The following is a 21,935-nucleotide window of genomic DNA, read 5'->3' as shown; positions in this document are numbered from 1 at the left end:
TTACTTACGATATCGTCAGGAAAATAGGTTCCTTCACGGAGCTTAGGAATTTTTAAGGTAAGAGTTCCAACTGACGTTACAAGCTTTCGCTCACACTATCCATTGCGAACACAACCAAGCTCTTCTACTTGTTCAACCATTACGGTATTTACTAAGTCTTCAAGTAGTGTTCGTGCCATACCGTTTAAATCTAATTTGTGATCTTGGGTGTAGGAGACTCAGTTTCGTGTAGAGTTTGCATTGCGGTTATTTCCTTTCTGAATTGGTTATGGTGACTATATTTTAGGAAATAACCGCACTTCTTTTAAACACCTGAAATGCTTGCTTACACCACTTTTCGGGACACGACCAAAATCAATTAAGGGAAATGTTTATAACTGGAATACTACGAATCAATTTATGCAACAAGATAGTAGATACTTTACTGAAGGTGTAAAAGGTGCAAAAACGAAGAACTTTGTATATTGCATTTTGATATTAGGCTCCCAGTATCAGTGAAGAATCACAGTCTTCAACATCATAATGATGGAAAGAAAGTCTATTTTGACAAAATACCTCTATATGATTATAACTATGTTCATAGTTATATAGATACTAAACTTAAGATACAAGTTACAAAAAATAAGGAGGTATGGTTATGGCCACAAAAAATATTTATGTTGCAGAAGCAGACCTACATTTATTTGATGATGCTGCCAAGTACGCCGGAAGTGTTTCTGCCGCTGTGATACAGGCACTTCAGGACTTTCTAAGTGTTCAACGCAACAAAAGCGAAGGATATGACAAGATTGAGTTAAACCTCTATGAAAAAGGGATAAGAAGAAAGGTAATGTTCTATGGTATGGAGATTACTCGTGTAGAACGTCCGGTAGACGGTGGAATAAGGATTGACACGATTTATAAAACTGCAAAAGGGCAGCTTGCGGTGGCAACCAAGGTTCGCAAGGAGCTTCCGAATTGGGCGAAAGGAAATCCACGCGTATGGGAAAACCCGCAGTCTTGGTCACATGATTTTTGGAATCTGGGGGACAGAGTGTTAAACGTATATCCGGACGTAGAGGGCCTAGAGGAGAAGGACGCGTATCTTGCCGAGTGCTGCGAATCTTCTCTTTCGGAAAAGCCTTATGAGTTTTTGGATATTTAGATTAGGCATAAATGCTAGATTTACAGAACTATAACAAGCAAATAATGAGATAGCTTTGTGTTTATATATCACTTAGATTAAAGTCGCAAATTGAATTGAGCAGCTATGAAAACGGTAGAATTTGGAAAACAACATAACGACGTAATCATGCTGCTTCATGGTGGCGGTTTATCTTGGTGGAACTATAAAGCCGAGGCTGAACTGCTGAAGGATCAATATCACGTTGTGCTGCCAATTCTTGACGGACACGCAGGTAGTGACGATGATTTTATAAGCATCGAGAAAAACGCAAGTCGGCTCATTTCTTTTATCGATAAAGAATTTGGAGGCTCAGTTCTCCTTATTGGAGGGCTGTCCCTTGGCGCACAGATTTTAGTAGAAATGCTGACGCAACGAAACTCAATTTGTCAAAACGCTGTCATTGAAAGTGCATCTGTCATTCCGTCCAAGCTGACAAATGCCCTAATTAAACCAATGTTTTCTCTAAGTTATGGCTTAGTGAAAAAGAAGTGCTTTGCTCAAATGCAATTTGACTATCTTCATATTCGTAAAGATTTATTTGAAGACTATTATCGGGACACGTCACAAATCTCAAAAGAAAACATGATTGCATTCTTGGAAGCAAATACATCCTATGAGATAAAACCCAACCTTCAAAATGTCCACGCCAAAGTCCGTATACTTGTCGGAGAAAAAGAACAGAAAAAGATGATCCGTTCAGCAGAGCAATTGCATAAGGCACTGCCTGGTAGCGTTCTTGAAATAAAGAAAGGCTTATATCACGGCGAGTATTCCATCAATCATCCCGAAGAGTATACAAAAGAACTCCTAGACATGATTTGCTACATATCTTTAAACAGCTCATCTGTAGTGTTGTAGGATGTTGCTTGAATTTTACCTGACATGATATCGCGTGCTTCTTCCATGGCAGCCAGTGTTTCAGCATTAAACTTTGGGATTTCCACTTTAAAAGGAAGGCCACCGTGCAAAACGCACTGGCGTAAGAAGATGTTTACGGCGCTTGACATATCGATGCCGAGTTCTTTAAACAGTTCATTTGCTTCTGTTTTGACATTACTATCGATGCGAATTTGAGTAGGACTTGTTGCCATAGTATCAGCTCCTTTTTTAGGTGATTTTGATACAAATGGTATACGTTGTCAATCAAAAAACAGATGTATTATTTATTTCACATGGCGAGAAAATCTGTTTAGTTCAATCCCCTACTGGATCTGCTTCGCCCATACAGGTTATGAACATACTGGTTAGCCGTGGATGCAAGAAAGTAATTGCAGTTGATTCAAAAAATTTAAGCATACAATTGTTAGCATGTTCTACTTGCTTTTCATCAGGGCATTTCTACAAATAGTGAGGCTCATATGAAAGTACAGCAGCTCATTAAAGATACATGTGCGATAGTCTCCGAGGACATCGGCACAGCAAAGGCAGAGCAAATTGCACGGGATGCTCAAAAGCGATACGAAGCGCTCTGCACAGAAAACGCGTCCGATTCTAAAGAGCTCCGCGCCCACTCTTACAAGCGTATTTACCCTGGTATTGCAGTATATGAGGCTCTGCGTGCGGAGGGTATTTCTCAAGAAAAGGCCGTCTGGTATATTCGCGAATACTTCCAGCGCTTTGCCGCCAAGCGAGTTCCTCTGTTCCAATGGGCCATTAAAACGTTTGGCCTTGCGCGCAAGTTTCCTAGTCTCTTTAAATCAGGTATCGAGAAAAGCTGCACATCAAGCGCAGGATTTGCCTTTGAATATCCAGATAGTCATGGTAACGAAGCTCGCCTCAATATTGTGAGCTGCCCCTACTATGAGATAACCAAAAAATACGGCTGCCCCGAAATAACCGCTGCATACTGTGACAGTGACGATGCGGGATATGGCAATCTGCATCCGCAGCTTATCTGGGGCCGCACAAAAACCATAGGCCATGGTGGCGATTGCTGCGATTTTCTTTTAGAGTATAAAGAAAACTAATCACAGGTAGACGCTGTTTGCCTGCGCCGCCGCTAGAAATTCTGTCATCTACATGACGCGCTTTGAGCACCTCTACTAGGAGTTTTTATGCAAGAAAATCGCATGTTTTCCGACGTCAAGCTGGCAAAAAGACTGACTCCGGCTTGGCTTAGTCCTTTTCTGGCTGTGTTCTTGTTGATTGTTGGGCAAATTATTGGTGCTATTGTAATGACCATTTCAGCAGCTCTTATTATTGCCCCTTACTACATGGCGCACCCAGATCTACCAGATCGTCTTTCTGATTCCCTCAATCTGAGAGAGATTTTTGGAGACTACTATCTTCTGATAACGCTTCTTTCCTTTGTCTTTATCGCAGGCCTCTTTTTCCTGTGGGTAAAACTCTTTGAAAAACGTCCGATTGTCACTCTGGGATTTTACAAAGATAACTGGAAGAAAGAGCTACTCAAGGGCTTTGGTCTAGGAATTCTTCTCTTCTCTATTGTGATGTTGATTCTCATTTTGACCGGATCTTATCAATTGGTTGGCACTACTTTTACGCCTTATGCCTTCGGTTTTGTTCTTCTCACCTTTCCGTTTTGGCTGATTCAGGGAGGAACAGAAGAGCTTGTTACCAGAGGCTGGCTTCTTCCTGTCATGGCAGAAAAATCCAACAAAATTATTGCAATCGTGGTTTCAAGCAGCCTATTTGGTCTTCTGCACATGTTTAACAGCGGCTTTACTATGCAATCCCTGATCGACCTAATTCTTTTTGGCATCTTAGAGACGTTCTACATCATCAAAACTGACAATCTCTGGGGAGCTGCTGGCATTCACGGAGCCTGGAACTTTGCTCAGGGCAATCTCTTTGGCGTTCTGGTAAGCGGTAGCACTACAGGCAGTTCTTTGCTGCAGTTTGCTCCCGGCAATGGGCCAGATTGGCTTACCGGCGGTAGCTTTGGCGCAGAAGGCTCCATCGTCTGCACGCTTGTTATGGTGGTAACTGTCTTGATTCTTGCCTATCAGCTCAAGAAATCTGGCAAACTTTTTGTAAAGAAATCTGCCGAGAAACCCGTTGAAGCCGAAAGCAACAATTTATAACTCCTATAGTTCTATGAATTTTACAGATAGACCGATTTTCTCGTCCACTTCTCCTGCAACTTAAGGAGAAGTGGATTGTGTATATACGGTCAATTTGCAGCTTGAACAGCAAATCCTTCTCGCCATTTATTATGATTTACCCATCTTGTTGCTGTTTGAGGAGAAATAATGCGCGCCAAGAAAGTTTTGAGCATTTTATTTGCTCTTGCTCTTGTTTTGAGCAGTCTTCCTGCATCTGCTATTGCAGAGTCTATTGAAGACGCAGGTAAATACTCTGTTGTAATCTCGTACGTTAATGTACTTACCGATGAAGAGATTCATGCGCCTTCTAAGCAAGTTGTAAATGAGGGAGAATCTTGGTCTGTTACAGCTCCAACAATCACCGGCTATGACCTGGAAGATCCTGCTCAAGCAACTGTTACTGGCGTTGCTTCTGGCTCAGATCACTACATCAAGCAGACTGTCTATTACATGCCTGGTTATGTTACCTACACCGTTAAGCGCATGAAGGAAATGACTACCGGCAATTATGTTGAGGCGTCCTCCGAAGAAAATTACGGTGTGCCCGATTCGATTGTTACCGCTTCCGATGTCACCTATCCAGGTTTTGTGCGCACAACTACAGACCTTTCGCTCAAGGTTACCGCAGATGGAAAGGCTGTTAAGTACATCTATTACGATCGCAATCCTCGCAGCGCAATCTACTTCTCAACTTCCGGCAGTGAGCTGTCTCCTGTAATTGGAAATCCAGGAGATCCTGTTCCTGCCGTCCCCAACCCAACACGAACTGGTTATACCTTTGCTGGTTGGGACCTTAATGACGATGGTATTGCAGATTCTTTACCTACCGCAATGCCTCAAGAGCCTGTTACTGCAAAGGCACTTTGGACTCCAGCAACAGCAACGTATCACTATGCCTATTTTATTCAGGATCCAAACAACCCTTCTGACTACAACTACGTTACAACCACCGCAGCTTCCGGAACTGTTGGAACAATGACTGCAACTGCTCCCGTCCAACCAAATACAGGCGTTTTCCGCTTTGAAACATACAGTCACGAGAGCGATCCAACTCCTATTGCAGCAGATGGTTCCACCACTATTAACGTTTACTACAACCTTGCAACTATCACCGTTAACGTGCGTCCAAAGAGAAATGGCTCCATTCTTGCAACGCTGACGCTTCGTTATGGTGACTCATTTAATCCTTACGCCATCAACCCCAATACCGGCAACAAGTACAGCGACGACATGCTCGCCGCCATGCGTGCAGACGACCCTTCTGGAACCTACTATTGGTATGGCATAATCCCTGGTGTTGGCGGTACTGCAACCACCGTCCAAGCAAAAACAACTGACCCAGGAGCCGCAATTACTGCAGATAATGTGCTTGAAATTTTTGGTCGCTATACCAATTCCACTGCTCTTGGTCCACGTTATCGCTTCTACTACTATCAAAATCTTGATGGTACCTACGATATGGGCGGAGATCACACGCTTTCTCGACCTGGCATGATTACAGAAATTGCAAACAACGATGGTGACGGATATCTTGAAAGCGAGAATAAACATCCTGGTTTTTCGTATGACGGCTACCGCATGAGCATTGGCCATTTTGATGGAACCAATTACGATGCACTTGGTTGGACCAGTTGGCAGCCATACAACTTCGACTACCTCATCACTGATTACAATTCCAACTTGATTGAGCACCGCTATAAGCGCAATACCTATACCGTTACCTACGTAAGCTCTGGTACAACTGTTGCTACGCACTCTCATCTCTTTGGAGAGCCCTTTAATGCCAGCACCGATGTTCCTGGCACCTCTTTAACTTCTCCACGTCCTGGTTATGTTTTCAAGGGCTGGTACGACAATTCAGAGACTGTGGGCACTCCTGTTACCGACACCACTATGCCTGCAACCAATACCGTGTTGTATGCCAAATGGGTACCTCTAACCGCAACCGTTACCTTTGACTCTGAGGGTGGCTCACCAGTCAACTCGCAGGAGCTCACCTACGGAGATGCAGCTACCAAGCCTGCCGATCCTGTACGAGAGGGCTACACCTTTGCTGGCTGGATTCTCTACACCAACGGAAACCCCTCTGTTTACAGCTTCTCCGCAGCAGTTACAGGCGATATCACCCTGCACGCACTGTGGAAGAAGAATGATTCTTCCGTCTCCTACACGGTCATTCACCAAACAGACGATGGTCAGATTCTCTCAACCACAACCGAGACTGCTCCAATCGGTTCCCTCGTCAGCAAGTGGGCTCTCGACGCAGCTGATCGCGGAGACTACGCCTATGTAGACGTTTCTTCTCGCTCTATGATTCTTGACGAGAATGCCGAGAATAACGTCTTGACCTTTACGTATAGCAAGGAAGCTCGCTACAGCTATACCATCCATTACGTTGATGCACAGACCGGTGAGCAAATCCATTCCGACGATATTATTGGCAGCCAGACGCTCAACCTGCAGAATGTTTCTGCTCGTGAGATTGACGGTTACACACTTCAGGGTGACAGCACCGGATATGTTTCTGCTGACCAGCTTGAATACACGTTCTACTACACAAAGAACCCTGAAGCACCTGCAGCACCTCAGGCCCCAGCAAAGCGCAAGAGCGCTCTGCCCGAAACTGGCGATGCTTCAAGCGTGATTCTTGTTAGCACAGCGCTGACCTCTGTGGCTTCCTTAGGAACCTCTCTTGTTTTGCGCCGTAGGAAAAGAACCGAAGCATAACAGAAAGCTCTAATGCAACTACAAAACCCGGGTGCCTCGCACTCGGGTTTTTTGTTTGCGTATTCTTAAAGTAGCTACAGGCGGGCACAACTCTACAATCAGAAAAGCCTAATGAGGCTCATTACTTTAGCCATAAATCTGTAAACCAATCTTCACAACTAAAGCAACAGTATTAAATTCTGATTTCACAGGTAGTTTGATTTTCTCGTTACCTCATCCTTGTAATTAAAATAACGAAGGAGGAGGTGTTTTATGTCAAAGAAACAAATCAATCTATTTGTAGGCTCTATCGGAGCTTTTATCGGAGTATTTGTTTTTATCGCTTATATTCCACAAATTATTGCAAATCTACAGGGAGTAAAGGCTCAACCTTTTCAGCCACTATTTGCAGCAGTTTCTTGTCTCATTTGGGTCATTTATGGTTGGACTAAAGAGCCTAAAAAGGACTGGATTCTCATTATTCCAAATACTGCTGGTGTAATTTTAGGCGGATTAACATTCCTCACCGCTTTATAGTGATTAAGCAGCAAGTTTAATTTAGAAATCCGACAGCACCTAATGGTGTTGTCGGATTTTAATTAACACGCATCTCACCTCTGTAGCCATTCTTGACACTTTTTTCGTTCTACATCATAAACAAACTCAACAAACTAATTCTTAGACATCCATTCCCGGAAAGCCAATCTGTCGCAGCGCCTCATACAGCACAATGGCGGCAGCATTTGAAACGTTTAGCGCACTGACCGAGAACTCGTTAGGATCGATAAAGTTTCCGCAGATATCCTGCTGCAAAAGCGCTGGGTGAGCATACTGGTCATCGCCATCAAGCGCATCGTGTTTTTGACTCCAGTCCTCACGATTAACCAGGCTTGCGGAGTCTTGCAGCATTGGGATTCTCTCGCACTCATCTGCGTGCTGTGCCAGAAGCTCCTCGGATAATCCCAGGCTTTCCTTACCAAAGATGAGATAATCTCCATCACGATACGTTGCCTGAGTGTAGGTCTTCTTAGCTTTCTTAGTCAGGAAGTGCAGCGGAGATCTACTGGCCGTAAGAGTGCCGTTGACAGCGGTGCCTGCAGCGGAGACAGCGTCGTGTGCAGCGTCCCCAGTAGGTGCGCCAGATGCTTGGGCAAGACCGTTCTTCTCCAGAAATTGATCCCAGTTATCGTAGACAGAAACGGTAAGGCTTTGCCAGTAGGCCATGCCTGCTCGTTTGAGGCTTTTGTCATCAAGCGAGAAGCCCAATGGGCCCACTAAGTGCAAGTGAGTCCCACTCACTACGCAGGTGCGACCAATGTTTCCCGTATTTGCAGGAATCTCGGGCTCTACCAGTACAACATTGAGCATAGGTTATGCCAGAACAAAGCTGGTCAGGAATGCAATAAGTCCGCCGAGCGCCATAGTAGCTGGCAGCGTCACAAACCAAGCAGCAATAATCTTGCGCGCAACGCCCCAGCGCACGGAGCTGCGACGACGAGCAGATCCTGCGCCCATGATGGATGTGGTAATGACCTGCGTAGTGGAAACTGGTGCGCCAAGAGCGGTCATAATCTCGATTGCAACGGTAGAACTTGTTTCGGCGACAAAACCAATAACTGGCGTGAGCTTGGTGACGCCGTCGCCAACGGTGCGCATGATGCGGCCGCCGCCAATGGAGGTGCCCAAAGCCATAGTAGTTGCGCAGAGAAGCTTGACCCACAGAGGAATGCCAGTAGAAGGGTCGTGAAGACCGGCGGTAACCAGCGCCAACGTGATGATTCCCATAGTCTTCTGAGCGTCATTATTGCCGTGGCTGTATGCCATAAAGGCAGCTGAAAGCACCTGAAGACGGTGGAACAGGCCATGTGCCTTTTTAGGTGGCCAGTCAGCAAAAATCTCAAACACCAGCTTCATAATAAAGTAGCCCAGTGCCATACCAATAAGTGGTGAGGTAAACAGTGGAATAACGACCTTCTCCACAACGCCAACCCAGAGGATGTGACCAGTGCTGCCGGTAAAAACAATGGTTGCACCAATAAGGCTGCCGATGAGCGCATGCGAAGACGAACTTGGGATTGAGAACCACCAGGTAAAGAGGTCCCAAATAATGGCGCCCATCAGTGCAGCAAAAATAACGTAAAGCTGTAGCTGAATATCAACCAGACCAGACGCAATGGTCATAGCAACTTTCTCGCTCATAAGCGCGCCGATAAAGTTCATGATAGCCGACATGATAATTGCTGTGCGTAGAGGCAAAGCCTTGGTATACACCGTGGTAGCAATAGCATTTGCGGTGTCATGGAAGCCGTTAATGAATTCAAATATCAGAGCGGAAACAAGTACCGCAATAAGCAAGATACTAGCCATTTTTCACAATGACATTCTGAACGGCGTTTGCAACGTGCTTGCAAGCGTCAAGAGTAGACTCAAGTCTATCCAAAAGGCTCTTCCACTTAAGAACCTCAATCGGATCATCAACGTTTCTGAAAATAGAGCTCAGGGCGTTACGATAAACAACATCACCCTGGTCCTCATACTCATTTGCAGAGCGTGTATGGCGAATGACCGAGTCATCCTTGTGATAATCAGGGAGACGATCAAAGGCCTTTTGCAGCTCCTCTGATGCAAACAGAATCAGATGGGCTACCTGAACAGCCTCTGGGCGCATTTCTTTGATGTCATACATGCTGAGGTGTGCAGAGACGCTCTCAATACCATCTGCAATCTCGTCCATTAGCAGAGCAAGACGCGAGATATCCTCGCGATCAAATGGCGTGATAAAGGATGTGTTGAGGGTGGAAATAATCTTTCCTACCTGGTCATCGCAGAGTGTCTCGTAGTTCTTGATTTGGACTTCATAATCTTCTGAACTTGGGAATGACTCCATATAAGAGACAAACAGTTTTGCTGTTGAAACAATCAACGCTGAAAACTCAGAAAACATGCTGTAGAACTCATCTTCTCTACGAGAAACTCGGCTCATATGGCGCCCTTCGCTCGGACTTTTTATTACCTATACAAACACATTTAGTATAGCTGTTTAGGGCGCATATGCTGGAGATAATGACAATTTCAACTTCTCCATAGAGAAGCTGCCGATCATAATAAGATGTGGACGAGGGAGGCCAGATTATGCGAGAAAAGCTGTTTGAATACGTTGCAAATCAGTACGGTATAAACCCCGACTATCCCTTCTCGACAGCTCCAACCTATGCGGTTTTACGGCACCCTCACAATAACAAGTGGTTTGCACTTGTTGCCGATGTGTCCGGTCAAAAGCTAGGATTAAAAGAACCCGGCCGCTTTGATCTTGTTAATGTGAAAATAGATGATCCATTTCTTCTAGAAATGCTTCTGCACCAGGAGGGTTATCTGCCTGCATATCACATGAATAAAGAACATTGGATTTCTGCACTTTTAGATGGCTCTGTTGACTTTGATGAGCTGTGCCAATGGATTGATGCAAGTTATTCTGCAACGAACTGACGAATATCTTGTTTAGTACTTGGGTAAGTATCAGCAATCTGTTTGTTAGGCATTGGAGGTTACTTTACATGACAGAAAAGCACGCACTTTCTTTTGACGAGAATTTCTTCAACAAGCTAGGTCAATTTGGCAGCATTCTATCAGTCATGATGTATGTTTCTTATATTCCGCAGATTACCAACAATCTTGCTGGCAATAAAGGTAGCTTCATCCAACCACTAGTTGCCATGATCAACTGCACTGTCTGGTTTGTTTACGGCGCTTTCAAGAAAGAACGCGATGTTCCCATTATGATTGCTAACGCCCCTGGTATTCTCTTTGGACTTGTTACTGCGCTAACCGCGCTACTATAATCTGGCAGTCGGTCAGGCCTATCAGCTTACTAAGACTCAACGATAAGGACGGTTCATGTGGCACTTATAGGTTTTTTTAAAGTTATCTATATTCCCCTGGCCGTCCTGTATCTCATAGCGGCATATGTCCTTCTTGCAAAGCAAAGCTTGAGCAAAATCTTTAAGCGCACAAATTTTGACCTCTTCCGCGGTGGAGTGCTCGCACTTTATTACTTTTTTATAGCTATGGTCTTCTTTGTAAACATAATGCTTCTTACCACTAAAACTGTAGTTAAGCAGCAATTTCTTGTTCCTTATATAGTTGGAATTATTGCTATTGCTGTTGCGTGCGCAATCTTTACGCAAATAGCAAAACACTCTAAATCAGATTGTTTTATTACTATTAGAGACTTGGTTGTTCCGCTTATTTGGCTTGTTTCCTCATTTGTTTATACGCAAAGAATATTTGAGCTTTTACTTGCAACAAAATAGTAACGCAGCCGTTCCATTACTGCTTAATGGACTTCTCGCCTTTAGAAAGTTCCTTATTCTTGTCGGCATTATTTTGCTCTTCGGAAGATTTCTGCGCATCAAGAGCTTTCTGACGGCGCCCTTTAAGGAATCTTCCAAGCGGAGCAGTAACAACAAAATGATTCACAAACGCTCCGCAAGTTGCTAGCAAAGCTGCAACCAGCGCATTTATGTAAGGATGCCATGCTGGGAAGAACTGAACTAATACTTGCTGAATAGGAAAAGCCCAAAGGTAAATGCCATACGAGAGCTCAAACTTTGTGCCAAATTTACTAAAGTGGTTGCCCATTCCGTATGCAAGGCAGAAGCAAGCGATAGGGAAAACCGTCAGCATTGCCAGATTATCGATACCGCGGAAGACCATAACAAACCACAGAACAATCGTCGCAAGGCCCAAAACAGGCGAGATAGTAATATGGTCTCTGAGCACCCAAATCAAAACACCTAAGTAAAACAGGAGAACCGCGCGCACAACACTGAGCTGAAGCGGAGAAAATTTCACGTAATACACTGCTGCCAACGCAAAAACAGGTATCGAGAGCAGCAAAAATTTCTTTTTATCAAACTTGGTGAGTTTGTAGCTGATAAAACACAGGATATAGCAGATAAACTCAACAGGAAGCGTCCATAGTGCAGCATTGACCACATCGCCCGAAGGATTGTTGGTAAACACTCCCGGCAACTGATGAACCATAATCAAGACACCATTGAACAGGTACTTGTACGTCTGTGGATTAGTAAAATACTCCACAGGTGAAAGCGTTGAGAATAGTGGGCCAAACACAAATGCGGTCAGAATCACAACAAACAAAAGCTCCGGAAAAAGCCTCAAAATACGTGCCGAGAAAAACTTTTTTGCCTCAGGATGGTGCTCACAGCTGCGTGCAATCAAAAATCCACCAAAGAGGAAGAAAACGCCAACAGAAACACCGCCTGGACTCAAGCGGTCACCAGTAAACTTCAAGAGATAACTACCGGCATCGCCACCCAAAACAACTGCATAGCAGTGAGAAACAATGACCATCAGTGCGGCAACAAACCTTATAAAGTTCAGGTTATTGACTCGCGATGTAGCAACGTCGCTCAGCTTAATCCGGGCACTTCTCGACATTTACTCACCTAACTCTATGCGAACCTTTTGACCCTCAACGTGGACTCTGTCTTGGGCAAAGAGCTGCAAAACCTCTGGATAAAGCTTGTGCTCTACCTGGTGAATTGCCTCTTCAAGCTGGTCAACAGTCCAACCCTCTTCAACCACAACAGGTCGCTGGGCAATAATAGGACCGCGATCATAATCAGCGTTTGCCAGGTGAACGGTGACGCCCGTCACCTTGACGCCGTACTCATACGCATCTTGAATAGCGTGCGCACCACGGAAGCTTGGCAGCAGCGCTGGGTGCAGGTTGAGAACGCGATTAGGGAAGGTGTTCAGAATAGGAACGCCAACTTTACGCATGTAACCAGCCATAACAACGTAATCAACGTTATAGCGCTTGAGCTCGGTGGCAATAACCATATCTGCAACAAACGGATCCTCGTACGTCTCTTTTGAGAGCGTCAGAGTTTGCAGACCGGCTGCCTCCGCCCTCTTCAGACCATATGCATCGGGGCGAGAAGAAACAACCAGTTCAATGGTTGCGTCTAGCTTGCCAGCATCAATGGCGTCAATAATGGCCTGCAGGTTGGTACCTGAACCGGAAAGAAGAACGCCAAGCTTAATTGGCATCGTTGTAGACCACCTTTCCGGTGCCTGGGATAATCTGGCCCATGACAAATGGCTCAAATCCCTGGTCAGAGAGGGCTTCTGCTACATCGTCAACGTCATCCATGTCCACGATAAGAGCCATACCAACGCCCATGTTGAAGGTGCGATACTGCTCGTCAAGAGACAGGTTTGCAGCGTTAGAAACGTATGAAATAACTGGTGGAATATCCCATGCAGGACCAGCCTCTCCACCACGATCAACCTCTGCGTCAAGGTGAGCTGGCAGTGCACGGTTAAGGTTCTCGGTGATTCCACCACCGGTGATGTGTGCCATAGCCTTGATAGGAGCTCCTGCGCGGAGTGCAGCAAGCAATCCACCTGCGTAAATAGTAGTTGGACGCAAAACAGCGTCTGCGAGTGACTCTCCACCGAGTTCCTCTAGTGGCTGGTTAAGCTCCTCGACAGTCTTACCCTCAATGGCTACCTTACGTACCAGCGAATATCCGTTGGAGTGAATGCCAGAAGAAGGAAGTCCCAGGATGACGTCACCTTCACTGACCTTCTCGGGACCTAAGATCTTTGGTTTGTCGACAACGCCTACGACAAAGCCAGCAAGATCGTAGTCGTCAGGATTCATAACACCTGGATGCTCGGCCATCTCGCCGCCTACCAGCGCACATCCGCTCTTGCGGCAGCCTTCTGCAATACCACCAACAACTTCGGCGACTGCCTCGGCTTTAAGCTTGCCCACAGCAACGTAATCCAAGAAAAACAGCGGCTCGGCGCCCATGGGAACAATGTCGTCGACGCACATGGCAACCAGGTCCTCACCTACCGTATTGTGGCGATTGAGAAGCTGAGCGATGGCAAGCTTAGTGCCAACGCCGTCGGTGCCACTGACCAGTACAGGCTCTTCCATGTCCTTCAGAGCCGCTGCCGAGAAGCAGGAACCAAAGCCGCCCAAGCCACCGATGACCTCGGGACGAGTAGTTGTAGCAACAGCAGCCTTGATGGCGTCGACCGCGCGAGCGCCTTCATCAACGTCAACGCCTGCGTCGGCGTAGGTAATCTGCTTGGTTGGATCAGCGGAAGTAGTCATTATTCTCCTTCTTACTGCTTTGAGGGGACAAAGCCCTCGTCAATTAACTGCTGTTCTACCTGGTCAAACTTACGTGCAAAAGATGGGTTTAGATTATCTGGAGTGTTTTCTGGCAAGAACCTCTGGTGGAAGTCTTCCGGAATTGCCACAGGATACCTACCGCTAAAGCAAGACTCGCAATAACCGCGAGAAGGAACGCAGGCAAGCAGACCTTCTAGGCTCAAAAAGCCTAAGGAATCTGCACCGATATATTCGCAGATCTCTTGAGTAGTCATTTTTGCCGCAACAAGCTGGTGCTGATCGGCAGTATCAATACCGTAGAAGCACGGCCAGATAACCTTTGGAGATGCACTTCTGACGTGTACTTCAGTAGCTCCTGCGTCTCTAAGCAGTTGAACAATCTGCTTGGAAGTAGTGCCGCGAACAACAGAATCATCTACCATTACGATGCGCTTACCTGCAACAACGTCCGAAAGCGCATTGAGCTTCAAGCGTACACCCAGCTCACGAAGCTGCTGTGTAGGTTGAATGAACGTTCTTGCAACGTAGCGGTTTTTGATCAAGCCAGTGCCAAAAGTCACGTCCAGCTCTTGTGCAAAACCCTCAGCTGCAGGAACGCCGGAATCAGGTACACCGATTACCAGGTCAACGTCTGCTGGGGTCTCTTTTGCCAGTTGGCGACCCATCTGATGACGGACAGAATATACCGAGCGACCACTAATAATAGAGTCAGGGCGCGAGAAGTACACCTGTTCAAAGATGCAATCTGCTTGCTGACGAGGAGAAAGTCCCATCTCAGAAGATAGGCCGCTGTCGGAAATACGGATAATCTCGCCAGGAGCCACCTCGCGCACATACGTAGCGCCCACAATATCCAGCGCGCACGTCTCAGATGCAACTACCCAGTTATTCTCGCCTTCCTCGCCAATATGGCCGAGTACCAGCGGGCGAATGCCGTTAGGATCCCTAAACGCATAGAGGGCGTTCTCGCGGATGAGCACCATGGCGTAACCACCCTCAATGAGGTTCATGGTTGCGGCAATACCGGTGCGCAGACGGTGTGTACGACGAGTAAAGTAGCCGATGAGCTGGGCTGCTACCTCGGAATCCGTGTGCGATCTAAAGGAAATCTGGCGAGAAGACAGTTCTTCTCGCAAGGAGTCAAAGTTAACGAGGGTACCGTTATGCGCTAGGGCAATGAGGGTCTCGTCGATGGACGACATGTGAGGCTGGGCCGACTCCCAACCCTTGGCGCCTGCGGTGCCGTAGCGGCAGTGACCGATAGCCACTTTACCTGGCATTGCGTTGAGGTCGTCGTTGTTGAAAACTTCGGTTACGAGGCCCGTATCTTTTCTGATAAGCACGGTATGGCCGTCGCCGACAGCTATACCTGCGGAATCTTGTCCGCGGTGCTGCAGGGCGTGCAGCGCAAAATAAGTGAGTCGAGCAACGTCACGGTCAGGCGCCCATACTCCAAAGACGCCACATTCCTCGTGAAGTTCCATTGGATCCCCTCCGGATGCCTCAGCTTGAGCCACCCTTGATCAAACGCCTCTCACGTCTGGCAACAATACATACAGTGTACCTGGAAATTTACAAGAAAAAGCGCTCCGAACAAATATGTTCGGAGCGTGTAACAATTTTTTAAGAAAGTAGCATTTCACTGCCCTGACTGGAGGCTTCTTGCTGTATCCAATATTCCTTCTGAACCGCCAGTATACCGGCTACTGAGCCTTTGGCTGTGCCTCAGTCTTTGGAACACAGATGAGCATGGTGCGACCATACTGATCAGTATAATTGCAGGTAAAGAGCGTAAGAACATGATCCGCGCGAGAAATAACCTCTGCTGCATCTGAACGAGAGCTTACTGCCCTTGAGAGCCTGTCCTTCATATAAGACCTGAACTCATCAACAGAAGCAAAGTTAAACTGCCTGACTTCCTCGTCGTCTTCGTCGGTGTGATAGGTGAATACCGGCTCAAGCTCATATGTCTGAGTAGGCGTGACGTACCAGATGGTCTCAACCTTATCGAAGGTAGATTGGTCATTCATTGCTCCAATGTACTGGAACATGGAGCCGTTTCTCATGTGGTGACCATAGAGAATGGTTTGCTGGTCAGTGAGGCCATTTGGATTGTTTTGGTAGTCCATAAAAATCTGACCACCGATTGACCACTCGCCCTTTGCGTTTGTATGCAGGTAGTGATCGTTATCTGTGGTCTGATACACAGGGTAGTTAACCTGCGTATCTGGAATCTGAATCCAGCCGACAACCTGGTTGTTTACTGCCTGAAGACCAGCCCAATCAATAACTGGAGCCTCGTCTTTTTTCTCGGAAACTGTTGCGTATGTAGCGAGTTCTTCGTTGATGACGTCTTGCTCGTGGTATTCAAGCTGAGTCTTGCCAAACATGACGCCAGCGACAACCAAGAGGCCAATGCCAACTACCAGCAAGAGCGTGGAAAGAATATAGGCAAAGCCCTTCTTCTTAGCGGGTTTCTCGCCAGACTTTTTAGGAGAGGTTTTTTTGTTTCCCTCTTTTTTTGAAGACGCGGAATTTTTCATAGAAACTATCTCGACGGATGTTTTTGAGGTGTGAGTATTTCCAGCCGTCTGATCGTCAGCGGCGAATGAAGCAAAATGCTTGCCGTTTTTTGATTCCATGCACTTCCCTTCTGAAGGTACTCTTTGTCATTCCTTTGTCATACCCTTTAAAAGTTTAGCTATGCACGAAACAAAAATCTCTGTACATCTTATGAAGTCATCGCATAATCACATTTTGCGGTATGCAAAACCCGCGCCTCAGGTCTCCTAAAGCGCGGGTCTCGTGTGCGATTGCGGGTGCAAGTACGCATGCGAGTTCTATTTGCGGACTACGTGCGTGCGGTACGCGTTAGCTTATGCGTCAGCCATCTCGGCTTTAAGCTGGACGATCTTCTCGCGATACTCTGGAAGAGATGCGCCCAAAATTTGAGTGGCGTAAATAGCTGCGTTTTTGGCGCCGTTGATGGCAACGCAGGCAACGGGCACGCCGGATGGCATCTGGACCATGGAAAGCAGGGAGTCCATGCCGCCGAGGTCAGAGGTCTTCATTGGAACGCCGACGACAGGCAGTGGGGTGAATGCAGCAACAACTCCACCCAGGTGAGCAGCCTTTCCTGCGGCCGCGATGATTACCTTGAGGCCGCGGTCAGCAGCGGTCTCGGCCCACTGATGGACCTTGTCTGGAGTGCGGTGTGCGGATGCAATGACCAGCTCATATGGAACGCCAAGGCGCTCAAGTTCAGCGGTACATCCCTCCATAGTTGCAAGGTCGCTCTTTGATCCCATGATAATGCCGACAACAGGCTGATCTGCCATCTCTGCTCCTTTGTTACGTCTCATAAAATAGGCGGATACGTCAAATATCCATCTCACAGTATAGAGTATGATTTTCTAGAACGTTGGTCCATCAGTCCACGTGAAAGGAAACTGTAATGAATGAAACCAACTCTGTTCTGTACCAGCGAGAAAGCTCGTACATCCCTCGCATTGCCGCAGTGCATGACCTCTGCGGATACGGAAAATGCTCGCTTGGCGTAGCTATTCCGGTTCTGTCAGCAGCGGGATGTGACGTTTGTCCAGTACCTACGTCGCTTTTCTCGGCACACACCAAGTTCCCTACGTTCTACATGCACGACACCACCAACATGCTCGAGGATTACCTGAATGCATGGCAGGAAGAAGGTATTGACCTGGACGTCATTTATTCTGGCTTCCTTGGTGCAGCAGAGCAGGTTGCAAGCATTCAGCGCTTGTACCAGGAGCATCCAAAGGCACTCCGCGTTGTTGACCCAGTTATGGGCGATGGCGGCAAGATGTATCCAACCTATACGCAAGAGCTTTGTGACGCAATGAAGTCCCTGGTAAACGGCGCAGATATTTTGACACCAAATCTTACTGAGGCTTCAATTCTGACGGGTATTCCATACGCTGGTCAGGATTTGACTGATGAGCAGGTAGATGAGCTACTTGATTCGCTGCTTGCAATGGGTGCAAAGTGCGTCGTTCTTAAGGGTATCGTTCGTGGCGACGGCCTCATCCGCAACTTTGTTGCTACTGAGTCCGAACGAGGCGAGATTGTTTCTGAGCTTCTGCCTTACATGCTGCACGGCACCGGCGATTTGTTTGCTTCTGCGCTTTTAGCTGCAGTTATGTGTGGTCAGGAAATCGCTGACGCCGTTGAATTTTCTGGTGAGTTTGTTTGCGAATCCATGGAAATTACTCGTGAGCAGCCAAACTTTGAGCTTCGTGGCGTTTCGTTTGAGACAAAGCTTGGCTTGATTGCCCAGCTTCTGCAGGAGTAAGACGCTTCTACAAAAGCAAACTGCTTCCGCAGGCCTTTGCGTCGCAGAGAAGTATTCTTTTTCTTTGTCGTAGGTGCTCACTCGCGTAGAGTGGGCACCTATTTTTACGCAAGCAATCTTTGCTATGCATGAAAATGTATTTTACAGGCACTTTATTCGTTTCATTTTTTATCAAGCAAACATTGAGTTCCAAAATAGGGCGAAAAAGGTAAAAAAGCCGTTTAGTTGGGGATCGAGGGAATTAATTAAAGATTTGATATTACTAAAAGGCCAGTTGGCGCTAATCGAACGGCACATTACTGGCTCTAAATGGCTCAAAATCGTCATGCATAAAGACTAAAACCTCCAACTAAACGGCTTTTTTACCTTTTTGGGACCAAAATTGTCTTGGAAACACCAATTCTGCGATTTTCAGCGAAATTAACGTGCAAAATCGTTCGCCGTGACACCATTTTGAGGCGCGCCAACCTTCTGGTAAGTCACTTCCAGTAGCGTAAGTAAAAGAGCCGCTGGTGTCAGCGGCTCTTTTGCACGTTTTACTTTGTTGTTCGCGGTGCGTAGGTTACTTGGTGCTTGAAGAACTGTCTGATGTTCCTGTGGTGTTAGTGGTACCAGTGGTTCCTGTTGTTCCAGTTGTGGTGTTCTTCTTTGTTGAAGAATCTCCACCAACAATACCGCCAAGCACGCGGACCGGCGTAAATGACGTTGCAATCTGGTCACGCAATTCTTTTTGGATGGTGTCGTTTGCACCAGTAATGACCATGGTGATATTTACTCCATCAGAAGATTGCGTCTTTGAGAACGTAAAGGTAAAGATAGGTGTTGCATCTCCGCCAGGTTTAAGGAATCCAAAGAGCTGAGATTTCTGAAGCTCGCCCTGATCATTCCTGTGAACACTGACGTGATAGACAACGGTATTGATTCGTGGGTTGAGCAGCGCGTTAATTGCAAACGCCTGAGCCTGGACACTGGATCCCGCATAGCATTCAAGCACGTCTTTTGAGGTCGTATCGGTAACTGTTACCTCAACGCGACCAGTGTTCTCGTCAGCTTCCTGAACCGAGAAATCCTCGGGGAACTGCGTAAATCCATTACCCCACTCAACACCGCCACGCAATGCAGATGCAACAGATCGCACCGTAACTGATTCAGTTAGATTTGCTGTGTTAGCTCGACGAATAACACCACAAGAGACCTGCATCAGAACCACGATTACCAGGAAAACCAAAACAAAAAGGACCGCCGTCTTTGTAATGACCTTCTCGATATTTGAGCCTGAAGGATCAGATCCCGAAAGTGGATCAACGTCCACTGCCACAGCTCCGCCCTGCCTGCGAGCACGCTCTAGAGCTGCGCGTTCCTCGTTAGGATGACCCGTCTCGTCTACCTTGGTAAACAACTCTTCAGCTGCGTCAGCATCAAGCGCGCCCTTCTGGCGGCGCGCGAAGCGTGAACGTTCTGCATCATCTTTAGCCATGTAGCTCTCTCATTCAACCTGCATAAACACACTTTAAAGCGTGTGATGCGTTGACTTTTGATCTTTAGTTCCACTCGTCGGTTTACAGGCCGCAACTTGCAGCCGCAAGTTGCGGCCGCAAGTTGCAAACCACAAACCTACGGTTAAGCGCATCGCGAGAAGAACGATTGCTGCTGCAAACCACAGTTCGCAAAGCACTTAAGGCTCTATTTTACCGCCTTGCGATGTTTGGTGCACCACCAAACTGCATTTGATAGTAATGAGCGTAGATTCCGCCTTTTTCTAGCAGCTCATCATGGGTTCCACGCTCAACTGCACGGCCTTGGTTGATGGTAATAATCTCATCAGCGCCCATAATAGTCGAGAGTCGATGGGCAATGACCAGCGTAGTTCTGTTCTTTGCCAGCTCGGAAAGGGACTCCTGGACCGCACGCTCGGACTCGTTGTCCAAAGCAGAAGTTGCCTCGTCTAGGATGAGCAGTGGCGGGTTCTTCAGGAACACACGCGCAATAGAAATGCGCTGCTTCTGTCCGCCGGAAAGTCTGGTTCCACGCTGTCCTACCTGCGTGTCATATCCATCTGGCAGCGATTCAATGAACTCAGCGATGTTCGCACGCTTTGCTGCTAGTGCAATGTCTTCTGCAGAAGCTTCAGGGCAGCCGTATGCAATGTTCTCCGCGATAGTGCCGTCAAAGAGGTACACGTCCTGCTGAACCATGCCAATTGCCGAGCGCAAACTGTGCTGCGTAACGGAGCGAATATCCTGCCCATCAATGGTGATACTTCCACTTGTGACATCATAAAAACGCGGCAATAAAGCACAGGTAGTTGACTTACCTCCACCTGACGGACCAACCAGTGCAACAGTTTTTCCACTCTCAATATGAAGGTTCAGGCCGTCAATAACCTCTTCAGCATTGTTGTAAGCAAAATGAACATCCTGGTAGATAATCTCACCCGCGGTAATTTGAATGTCCCGGGCACCAGGTGCGTCTTGAATGTCAGGCTGCGTTTCAAGAATCTCTGTGAATCGTTTAAAGCCAGCAAGGCCCTTCTGGAATGTCTCGGTAAAATTCAAAATGTTCATGATTGGCGTGGTAAACAGCGAGATATAGAGTGCATACGTAGCCAGGTCAATGGCTTGCATCTGACCCTGAGCAATCATCCAGCCGCCCAAAACCAACACAACAGTGTTCAAAACACCCATCATGCCTGAAATTGCCGCTTGATACCTGCCCATAGCCTGGTACATATTGGCCTTGGAGTCTAAGTATGCCGAGTTACTTGCTCTAAATTTCTTACGCTCGTGATCTTCCGCCGCAAAGCCCTTAACCACGCGAATACCAGAAAGTGAGTCTTCTAGCTGGGTATTTACGTCGGAAATTCGCATGCGGTTCTCTTTAAAAATGCCGCGCATGTGCATGTTAGCAAAGAAATTGAACACTACCAGCACTGCAGCGATTCCAGCAAGCACCAGCGTAAGAGGCACGTTAATAAAAGCCAGAATGACAAAAGAGCCGGCAATCTCAAGCAAGCCAATAATCAGGTACTCAGGACCATGATGCGCCGTCTCTGAAATGTCAAACAAGTCGGATACCAGGCGACTCATCAGATCGCCCGTCTTGTGACGGTCGTAATACGAGAAGCTCATGCGCTCGTAGGCGTCAAACAGGTCTTCTCGCATCTTGCTTTCCATGCGCGCGCCCATGATGTGTCCCCAGCTAATAACAAAGTAGCGACACAGAAAGTGGACAGAGTACATGACCACAAGGCCAACGGCAATGAACACTAAGCTGCCGAGAATGGCATCTTTACCCTGCACAAACAGTCCCTTGGTGAGCGAGCGCAAAATCTGGGGGAACGCGAGCTCGATACAAGCCAAAATGATGGCGCAGATAGTGTCCAGAATAAACAGATGCTTTTGCGGAGCGTAATAAGAAAGAAAACTGGCAAACAGCGATTTTCGATGTTTGCCAGAAGCGTTGTTACCAGGTACAGGGCGAGAAGAACGATCAAGCATGCGT

The 21,935-nt window shown here is 46.9% G+C and carries 22 protein-coding genes and 1 pseudogene; 10 read left to right on the top strand and 13 right to left on the bottom strand.

Going from position 1 to position 21,935, the window contains the following annotated elements:
• Nucleotides 1–176: pseudogene (locus HMPREF1492_RS07915) on the bottom strand (transposase); the annotation flags it as partial.
• A 461-nt stretch (nt 177–637) separates the two neighbouring features.
• On the opposite strand from HMPREF1492_RS07915, the gene HMPREF1492_RS05445 reads away from it, so the two are divergent.
• On the top strand, nt 638–1,144 hold the full coding sequence (locus HMPREF1492_RS05445; RefSeq protein WP_035436700.1) for an EXLDI protein: 507 nt from the start codon (nt 638–640) through the stop codon (nt 1,142–1,144).
• A gap of 105 nt (nt 1,145–1,249) precedes the next feature.
• Complete coding sequence (locus HMPREF1492_RS05440; RefSeq protein ID WP_035436697.1) at nt 1,250–2,023, top strand: alpha/beta fold hydrolase; 774 nt, start codon at nt 1,250–1,252, stop codon at nt 2,021–2,023.
• Here the strand turns inward: HMPREF1492_RS05440 and HMPREF1492_RS05435 are convergent.
• Complete coding sequence (locus HMPREF1492_RS05435) at nt 1,987–2,256, bottom strand: type II toxin-antitoxin system RelB/DinJ family antitoxin (RefSeq protein WP_035436695.1); 270 nt, start codon at nt 2,254–2,256, stop codon at nt 1,987–1,989. The genes HMPREF1492_RS05440 and HMPREF1492_RS05435 overlap by 37 nt on opposite strands.
• 267 nt (nt 2,257–2,523) lie before the next feature.
• On the opposite strand from HMPREF1492_RS05435, the gene HMPREF1492_RS05430 reads away from it, so the two are divergent.
• The 4 genes from HMPREF1492_RS05430 (at nt 2,524) to HMPREF1492_RS05415 (ending at nt 7,473) form a co-directional block, all read left to right on the top strand.
• Entirely contained in the window at nt 2,524–3,132 is a 609-nt protein-coding gene (locus HMPREF1492_RS05430) for an L-2-amino-thiazoline-4-carboxylic acid hydrolase (RefSeq protein ID WP_035428206.1), read from the top strand.
• A gap of 87 nt (nt 3,133–3,219) precedes the next feature.
• Nucleotides 3,220–4,209, top strand: coding sequence for a CPBP family intramembrane glutamic endopeptidase (locus HMPREF1492_RS05425; protein ID WP_035428208.1), 990 nt, complete (start codon nt 3,220–3,222; stop codon nt 4,207–4,209).
• A gap of 168 nt (nt 4,210–4,377) precedes the next feature.
• Nucleotides 4,378–6,957: an InlB B-repeat-containing protein gene (locus HMPREF1492_RS05420; protein ID WP_035436693.1), complete on the top strand. Its 2,580-nt coding sequence runs from the start codon at nt 4,378–4,380 to the stop codon at nt 6,955–6,957.
• A gap of 252 nt (nt 6,958–7,209) precedes the next feature.
• On the top strand, nt 7,210–7,473 hold the full coding sequence (locus tag HMPREF1492_RS05415) for a SemiSWEET family transporter (RefSeq protein ID WP_035428211.1): 264 nt from the start codon (nt 7,210–7,212) through the stop codon (nt 7,471–7,473).
• A 141-nt stretch (nt 7,474–7,614) separates the two neighbouring features.
• On the opposite strand, the gene HMPREF1492_RS05410 is transcribed toward HMPREF1492_RS05415, so the two are convergent.
• The 3 genes from HMPREF1492_RS05410 to HMPREF1492_RS05400 are packed head-to-tail and all read right to left on the bottom strand — an operon-like array spanning nt 7,615 to nt 9,919.
• Entirely contained in the window at nt 7,615–8,304 is a 690-nt protein-coding gene (locus tag HMPREF1492_RS05410; protein WP_035436692.1) for a tRNA (cytidine(34)-2'-O)-methyltransferase, read from the bottom strand.
• A 3-nt stretch (nt 8,305–8,307) separates the two neighbouring features.
• Complete coding sequence (locus tag HMPREF1492_RS05405) at nt 8,308–9,303, bottom strand: inorganic phosphate transporter (protein ID WP_035431342.1); 996 nt, start codon at nt 9,301–9,303, stop codon at nt 8,308–8,310.
• The gene (locus HMPREF1492_RS05400) at nt 9,296–9,919 is read right to left on the bottom strand and encodes a DUF47 domain-containing protein (RefSeq protein ID WP_035428216.1); all 624 of its coding nucleotides are present in this window, start codon (nt 9,917–9,919) and stop codon (nt 9,296–9,298) included. Before HMPREF1492_RS05400 ends, HMPREF1492_RS05405 begins: the two co-directional genes overlap by 8 nt.
• A 149-nt stretch (nt 9,920–10,068) precedes the next feature.
• Between HMPREF1492_RS05400 and HMPREF1492_RS05395 the strand changes: the two genes are divergently transcribed.
• The 3 genes from HMPREF1492_RS05395 to HMPREF1492_RS05385 all read left to right on the top strand — a co-directional run bounded on the left by HMPREF1492_RS05395 (nt 10,069) and on the right by HMPREF1492_RS05385 (nt 11,246).
• A complete protein-coding gene (locus HMPREF1492_RS05395; RefSeq protein ID WP_035436690.1) occupies nt 10,069–10,422 on the top strand; it encodes an MmcQ/YjbR family DNA-binding protein in 354 nt (117 codons plus the stop codon).
• A gap of 68 nt (nt 10,423–10,490) precedes the next feature.
• Complete coding sequence (locus HMPREF1492_RS05390; protein ID WP_035436688.1) at nt 10,491–10,775, top strand: SemiSWEET family transporter; 285 nt, start codon at nt 10,491–10,493, stop codon at nt 10,773–10,775.
• A 57-nt stretch (nt 10,776–10,832) separates the two neighbouring features.
• Nucleotides 10,833–11,246, top strand: coding sequence for a hypothetical protein (locus HMPREF1492_RS05385; protein ID WP_035436685.1), 414 nt, complete (start codon nt 10,833–10,835; stop codon nt 11,244–11,246).
• A gap of 16 nt (nt 11,247–11,262) precedes the next feature.
• Here HMPREF1492_RS05385 and HMPREF1492_RS05380 read toward each other — a convergent pair whose 3' ends face one another.
• The 6 genes from HMPREF1492_RS05380 to purE all read right to left on the bottom strand — a co-directional run bounded on the left by HMPREF1492_RS05380 (nt 11,263) and on the right by purE (nt 17,448).
• Nucleotides 11,263–12,396 carry an acyltransferase family protein gene (locus tag HMPREF1492_RS05380; RefSeq protein WP_051479413.1) on the bottom strand — a complete coding sequence of 378 codons (1,134 nt, stop codon included), beginning with the start codon at nt 12,394–12,396 and terminating at the stop codon, nt 11,263–11,265.
• The gene (purN, locus tag HMPREF1492_RS05375; RefSeq protein ID WP_035436683.1) at nt 12,397–13,011 is read right to left on the bottom strand and encodes a phosphoribosylglycinamide formyltransferase; all 615 of its coding nucleotides are present in this window, start codon (nt 13,009–13,011) and stop codon (nt 12,397–12,399) included. It abuts the gene before it with no gap.
• Nucleotides 13,001–14,089: a phosphoribosylformylglycinamidine cyclo-ligase gene (gene purM / locus HMPREF1492_RS05370; RefSeq protein WP_035436681.1), complete on the bottom strand. Its 1,089-nt coding sequence runs from the start codon at nt 14,087–14,089 to the stop codon at nt 13,001–13,003. The genes purN and purM overlap by 11 nt, the downstream gene beginning before the upstream one ends.
• Before the next feature lie 11 nt (nt 14,090–14,100).
• The gene (purF, locus tag HMPREF1492_RS05365) at nt 14,101–15,594 is read right to left on the bottom strand and encodes an amidophosphoribosyltransferase (RefSeq protein WP_035436679.1); all 1,494 of its coding nucleotides are present in this window, start codon (nt 15,592–15,594) and stop codon (nt 14,101–14,103) included.
• 219 nt (nt 15,595–15,813) lie between these two features.
• The gene (gene srtB / locus HMPREF1492_RS05360; protein WP_035436676.1) at nt 15,814–16,752 is read right to left on the bottom strand and encodes a class B sortase; all 939 of its coding nucleotides are present in this window, start codon (nt 16,750–16,752) and stop codon (nt 15,814–15,816) included.
• Between the two features lie 234 nt (nt 16,753–16,986).
• The gene (gene purE, locus HMPREF1492_RS05355) at nt 16,987–17,448 is read right to left on the bottom strand and encodes a 5-(carboxyamino)imidazole ribonucleotide mutase (protein WP_035428223.1); all 462 of its coding nucleotides are present in this window, start codon (nt 17,446–17,448) and stop codon (nt 16,987–16,989) included.
• A 116-nt stretch (nt 17,449–17,564) separates the two neighbouring features.
• Here purE and HMPREF1492_RS05350 point away from each other — a divergent pair, with 116 nt between their 5' ends.
• Entirely contained in the window at nt 17,565–18,434 is an 870-nt protein-coding gene (locus HMPREF1492_RS05350) for a pyridoxamine kinase (protein WP_035436673.1), read from the top strand.
• Between the two features lie 562 nt (nt 18,435–18,996).
• Here HMPREF1492_RS05350 and HMPREF1492_RS05340 read toward each other — a convergent pair.
• Nucleotides 18,997–19,911, bottom strand: coding sequence for a hypothetical protein (locus HMPREF1492_RS05340; protein WP_035436669.1), 915 nt, complete (start codon nt 19,909–19,911; stop codon nt 18,997–18,999).
• A 211-nt stretch (nt 19,912–20,122) separates the two neighbouring features.
• A complete protein-coding gene (locus tag HMPREF1492_RS05335; protein ID WP_084054991.1) occupies nt 20,123–21,931 on the bottom strand; it encodes an ABC transporter ATP-binding protein in 1,809 nt (602 codons plus the stop codon).
• Nucleotides 21,932–21,935 lie beyond the last annotated feature (4 nt).

It is taken from the genome of Atopobium sp. BS2 (genome assembly GCF_000565075.1).
In the GTDB taxonomy this organism is placed as follows: domain Bacteria; phylum Actinomycetota; class Coriobacteriia; order Coriobacteriales; family Atopobiaceae; genus Lancefieldella.
This window is presented reverse-complemented; position numbering and strand designations above follow the sequence as displayed.

Excerpts from the sequence above, each read along its gene's own strand:
- HMPREF1492_RS05400 (WP_035428216.1), bottom strand. The coding sequence starts at position 9,919 with ATGAGCCGAGTTTCTCGTAGAGAAGATGAGTTCTACAGCATGTTTTCT.
- HMPREF1492_RS05440 (WP_035436697.1), top strand. The coding sequence starts at position 1,250 with ATGAAAACGGTAGAATTTGGAAAACAACATAACGACGTAATCATGCTG.
- HMPREF1492_RS05395 (WP_035436690.1), top strand. The coding sequence starts at position 10,069 with ATGCGAGAAAAGCTGTTTGAATACGTTGCAAATCAGTACGGTATAAAC.
- HMPREF1492_RS05390 (WP_035436688.1), top strand. The coding sequence starts at position 10,491 with ATGACAGAAAAGCACGCACTTTCTTTTGACGAGAATTTCTTCAACAAG.
- HMPREF1492_RS05335 (WP_084054991.1), bottom strand. The coding sequence starts at position 21,931 with ATGCTTGATCGTTCTTCTCGCCCTGTACCTGGTAACAACGCTTCTGGC.
- HMPREF1492_RS05425 (WP_035428208.1), top strand. The coding sequence starts at position 3,220 with ATGCAAGAAAATCGCATGTTTTCCGACGTCAAGCTGGCAAAAAGACTG.
- HMPREF1492_RS05435 (WP_035436695.1), bottom strand. The coding sequence starts at position 2,256 with ATGGCAACAAGTCCTACTCAAATTCGCATCGATAGTAATGTCAAAACA.
- HMPREF1492_RS05410 (WP_035436692.1), bottom strand. The coding sequence starts at position 8,304 with ATGCTCAATGTTGTACTGGTAGAGCCCGAGATTCCTGCAAATACGGGA.
- HMPREF1492_RS05420 (WP_035436693.1), top strand. The coding sequence starts at position 4,378 with ATGCGCGCCAAGAAAGTTTTGAGCATTTTATTTGCTCTTGCTCTTGTT.
- purF (WP_035436679.1), bottom strand. The coding sequence starts at position 15,594 with ATGGAACTTCACGAGGAATGTGGCGTCTTTGGAGTATGGGCGCCTGAC.
- HMPREF1492_RS05350 (WP_035436673.1), top strand. The coding sequence starts at position 17,565 with ATGAATGAAACCAACTCTGTTCTGTACCAGCGAGAAAGCTCGTACATC.
- HMPREF1492_RS05380 (WP_051479413.1), bottom strand. The coding sequence starts at position 12,396 with ATGTCGAGAAGTGCCCGGATTAAGCTGAGCGACGTTGCTACATCGCGA.
- purM (WP_035436681.1), bottom strand. The coding sequence starts at position 14,089 with ATGACTACTTCCGCTGATCCAACCAAGCAGATTACCTACGCCGACGCA.
- HMPREF1492_RS05415 (WP_035428211.1), top strand. The coding sequence starts at position 7,210 with ATGTCAAAGAAACAAATCAATCTATTTGTAGGCTCTATCGGAGCTTTT.
- srtB (WP_035436676.1), bottom strand. The coding sequence starts at position 16,752 with ATGGAATCAAAAAACGGCAAGCATTTTGCTTCATTCGCCGCTGACGAT.
- purE (WP_035428223.1), bottom strand. The coding sequence starts at position 17,448 with ATGGCAGATCAGCCTGTTGTCGGCATTATCATGGGATCAAAGAGCGAC.
- HMPREF1492_RS05405 (WP_035431342.1), bottom strand. The coding sequence starts at position 9,303 with ATGGCTAGTATCTTGCTTATTGCGGTACTTGTTTCCGCTCTGATATTT.
- HMPREF1492_RS05430 (WP_035428206.1), top strand. The coding sequence starts at position 2,524 with ATGAAAGTACAGCAGCTCATTAAAGATACATGTGCGATAGTCTCCGAG.
- HMPREF1492_RS05445 (WP_035436700.1), top strand. The coding sequence starts at position 638 with ATGGCCACAAAAAATATTTATGTTGCAGAAGCAGACCTACATTTATTT.
- purN (WP_035436683.1), bottom strand. The coding sequence starts at position 13,011 with ATGCCAATTAAGCTTGGCGTTCTTCTTTCCGGTTCAGGTACCAACCTG.
- HMPREF1492_RS05340 (WP_035436669.1), bottom strand. The coding sequence starts at position 19,911 with ATGGCTAAAGATGATGCAGAACGTTCACGCTTCGCGCGCCGCCAGAAG.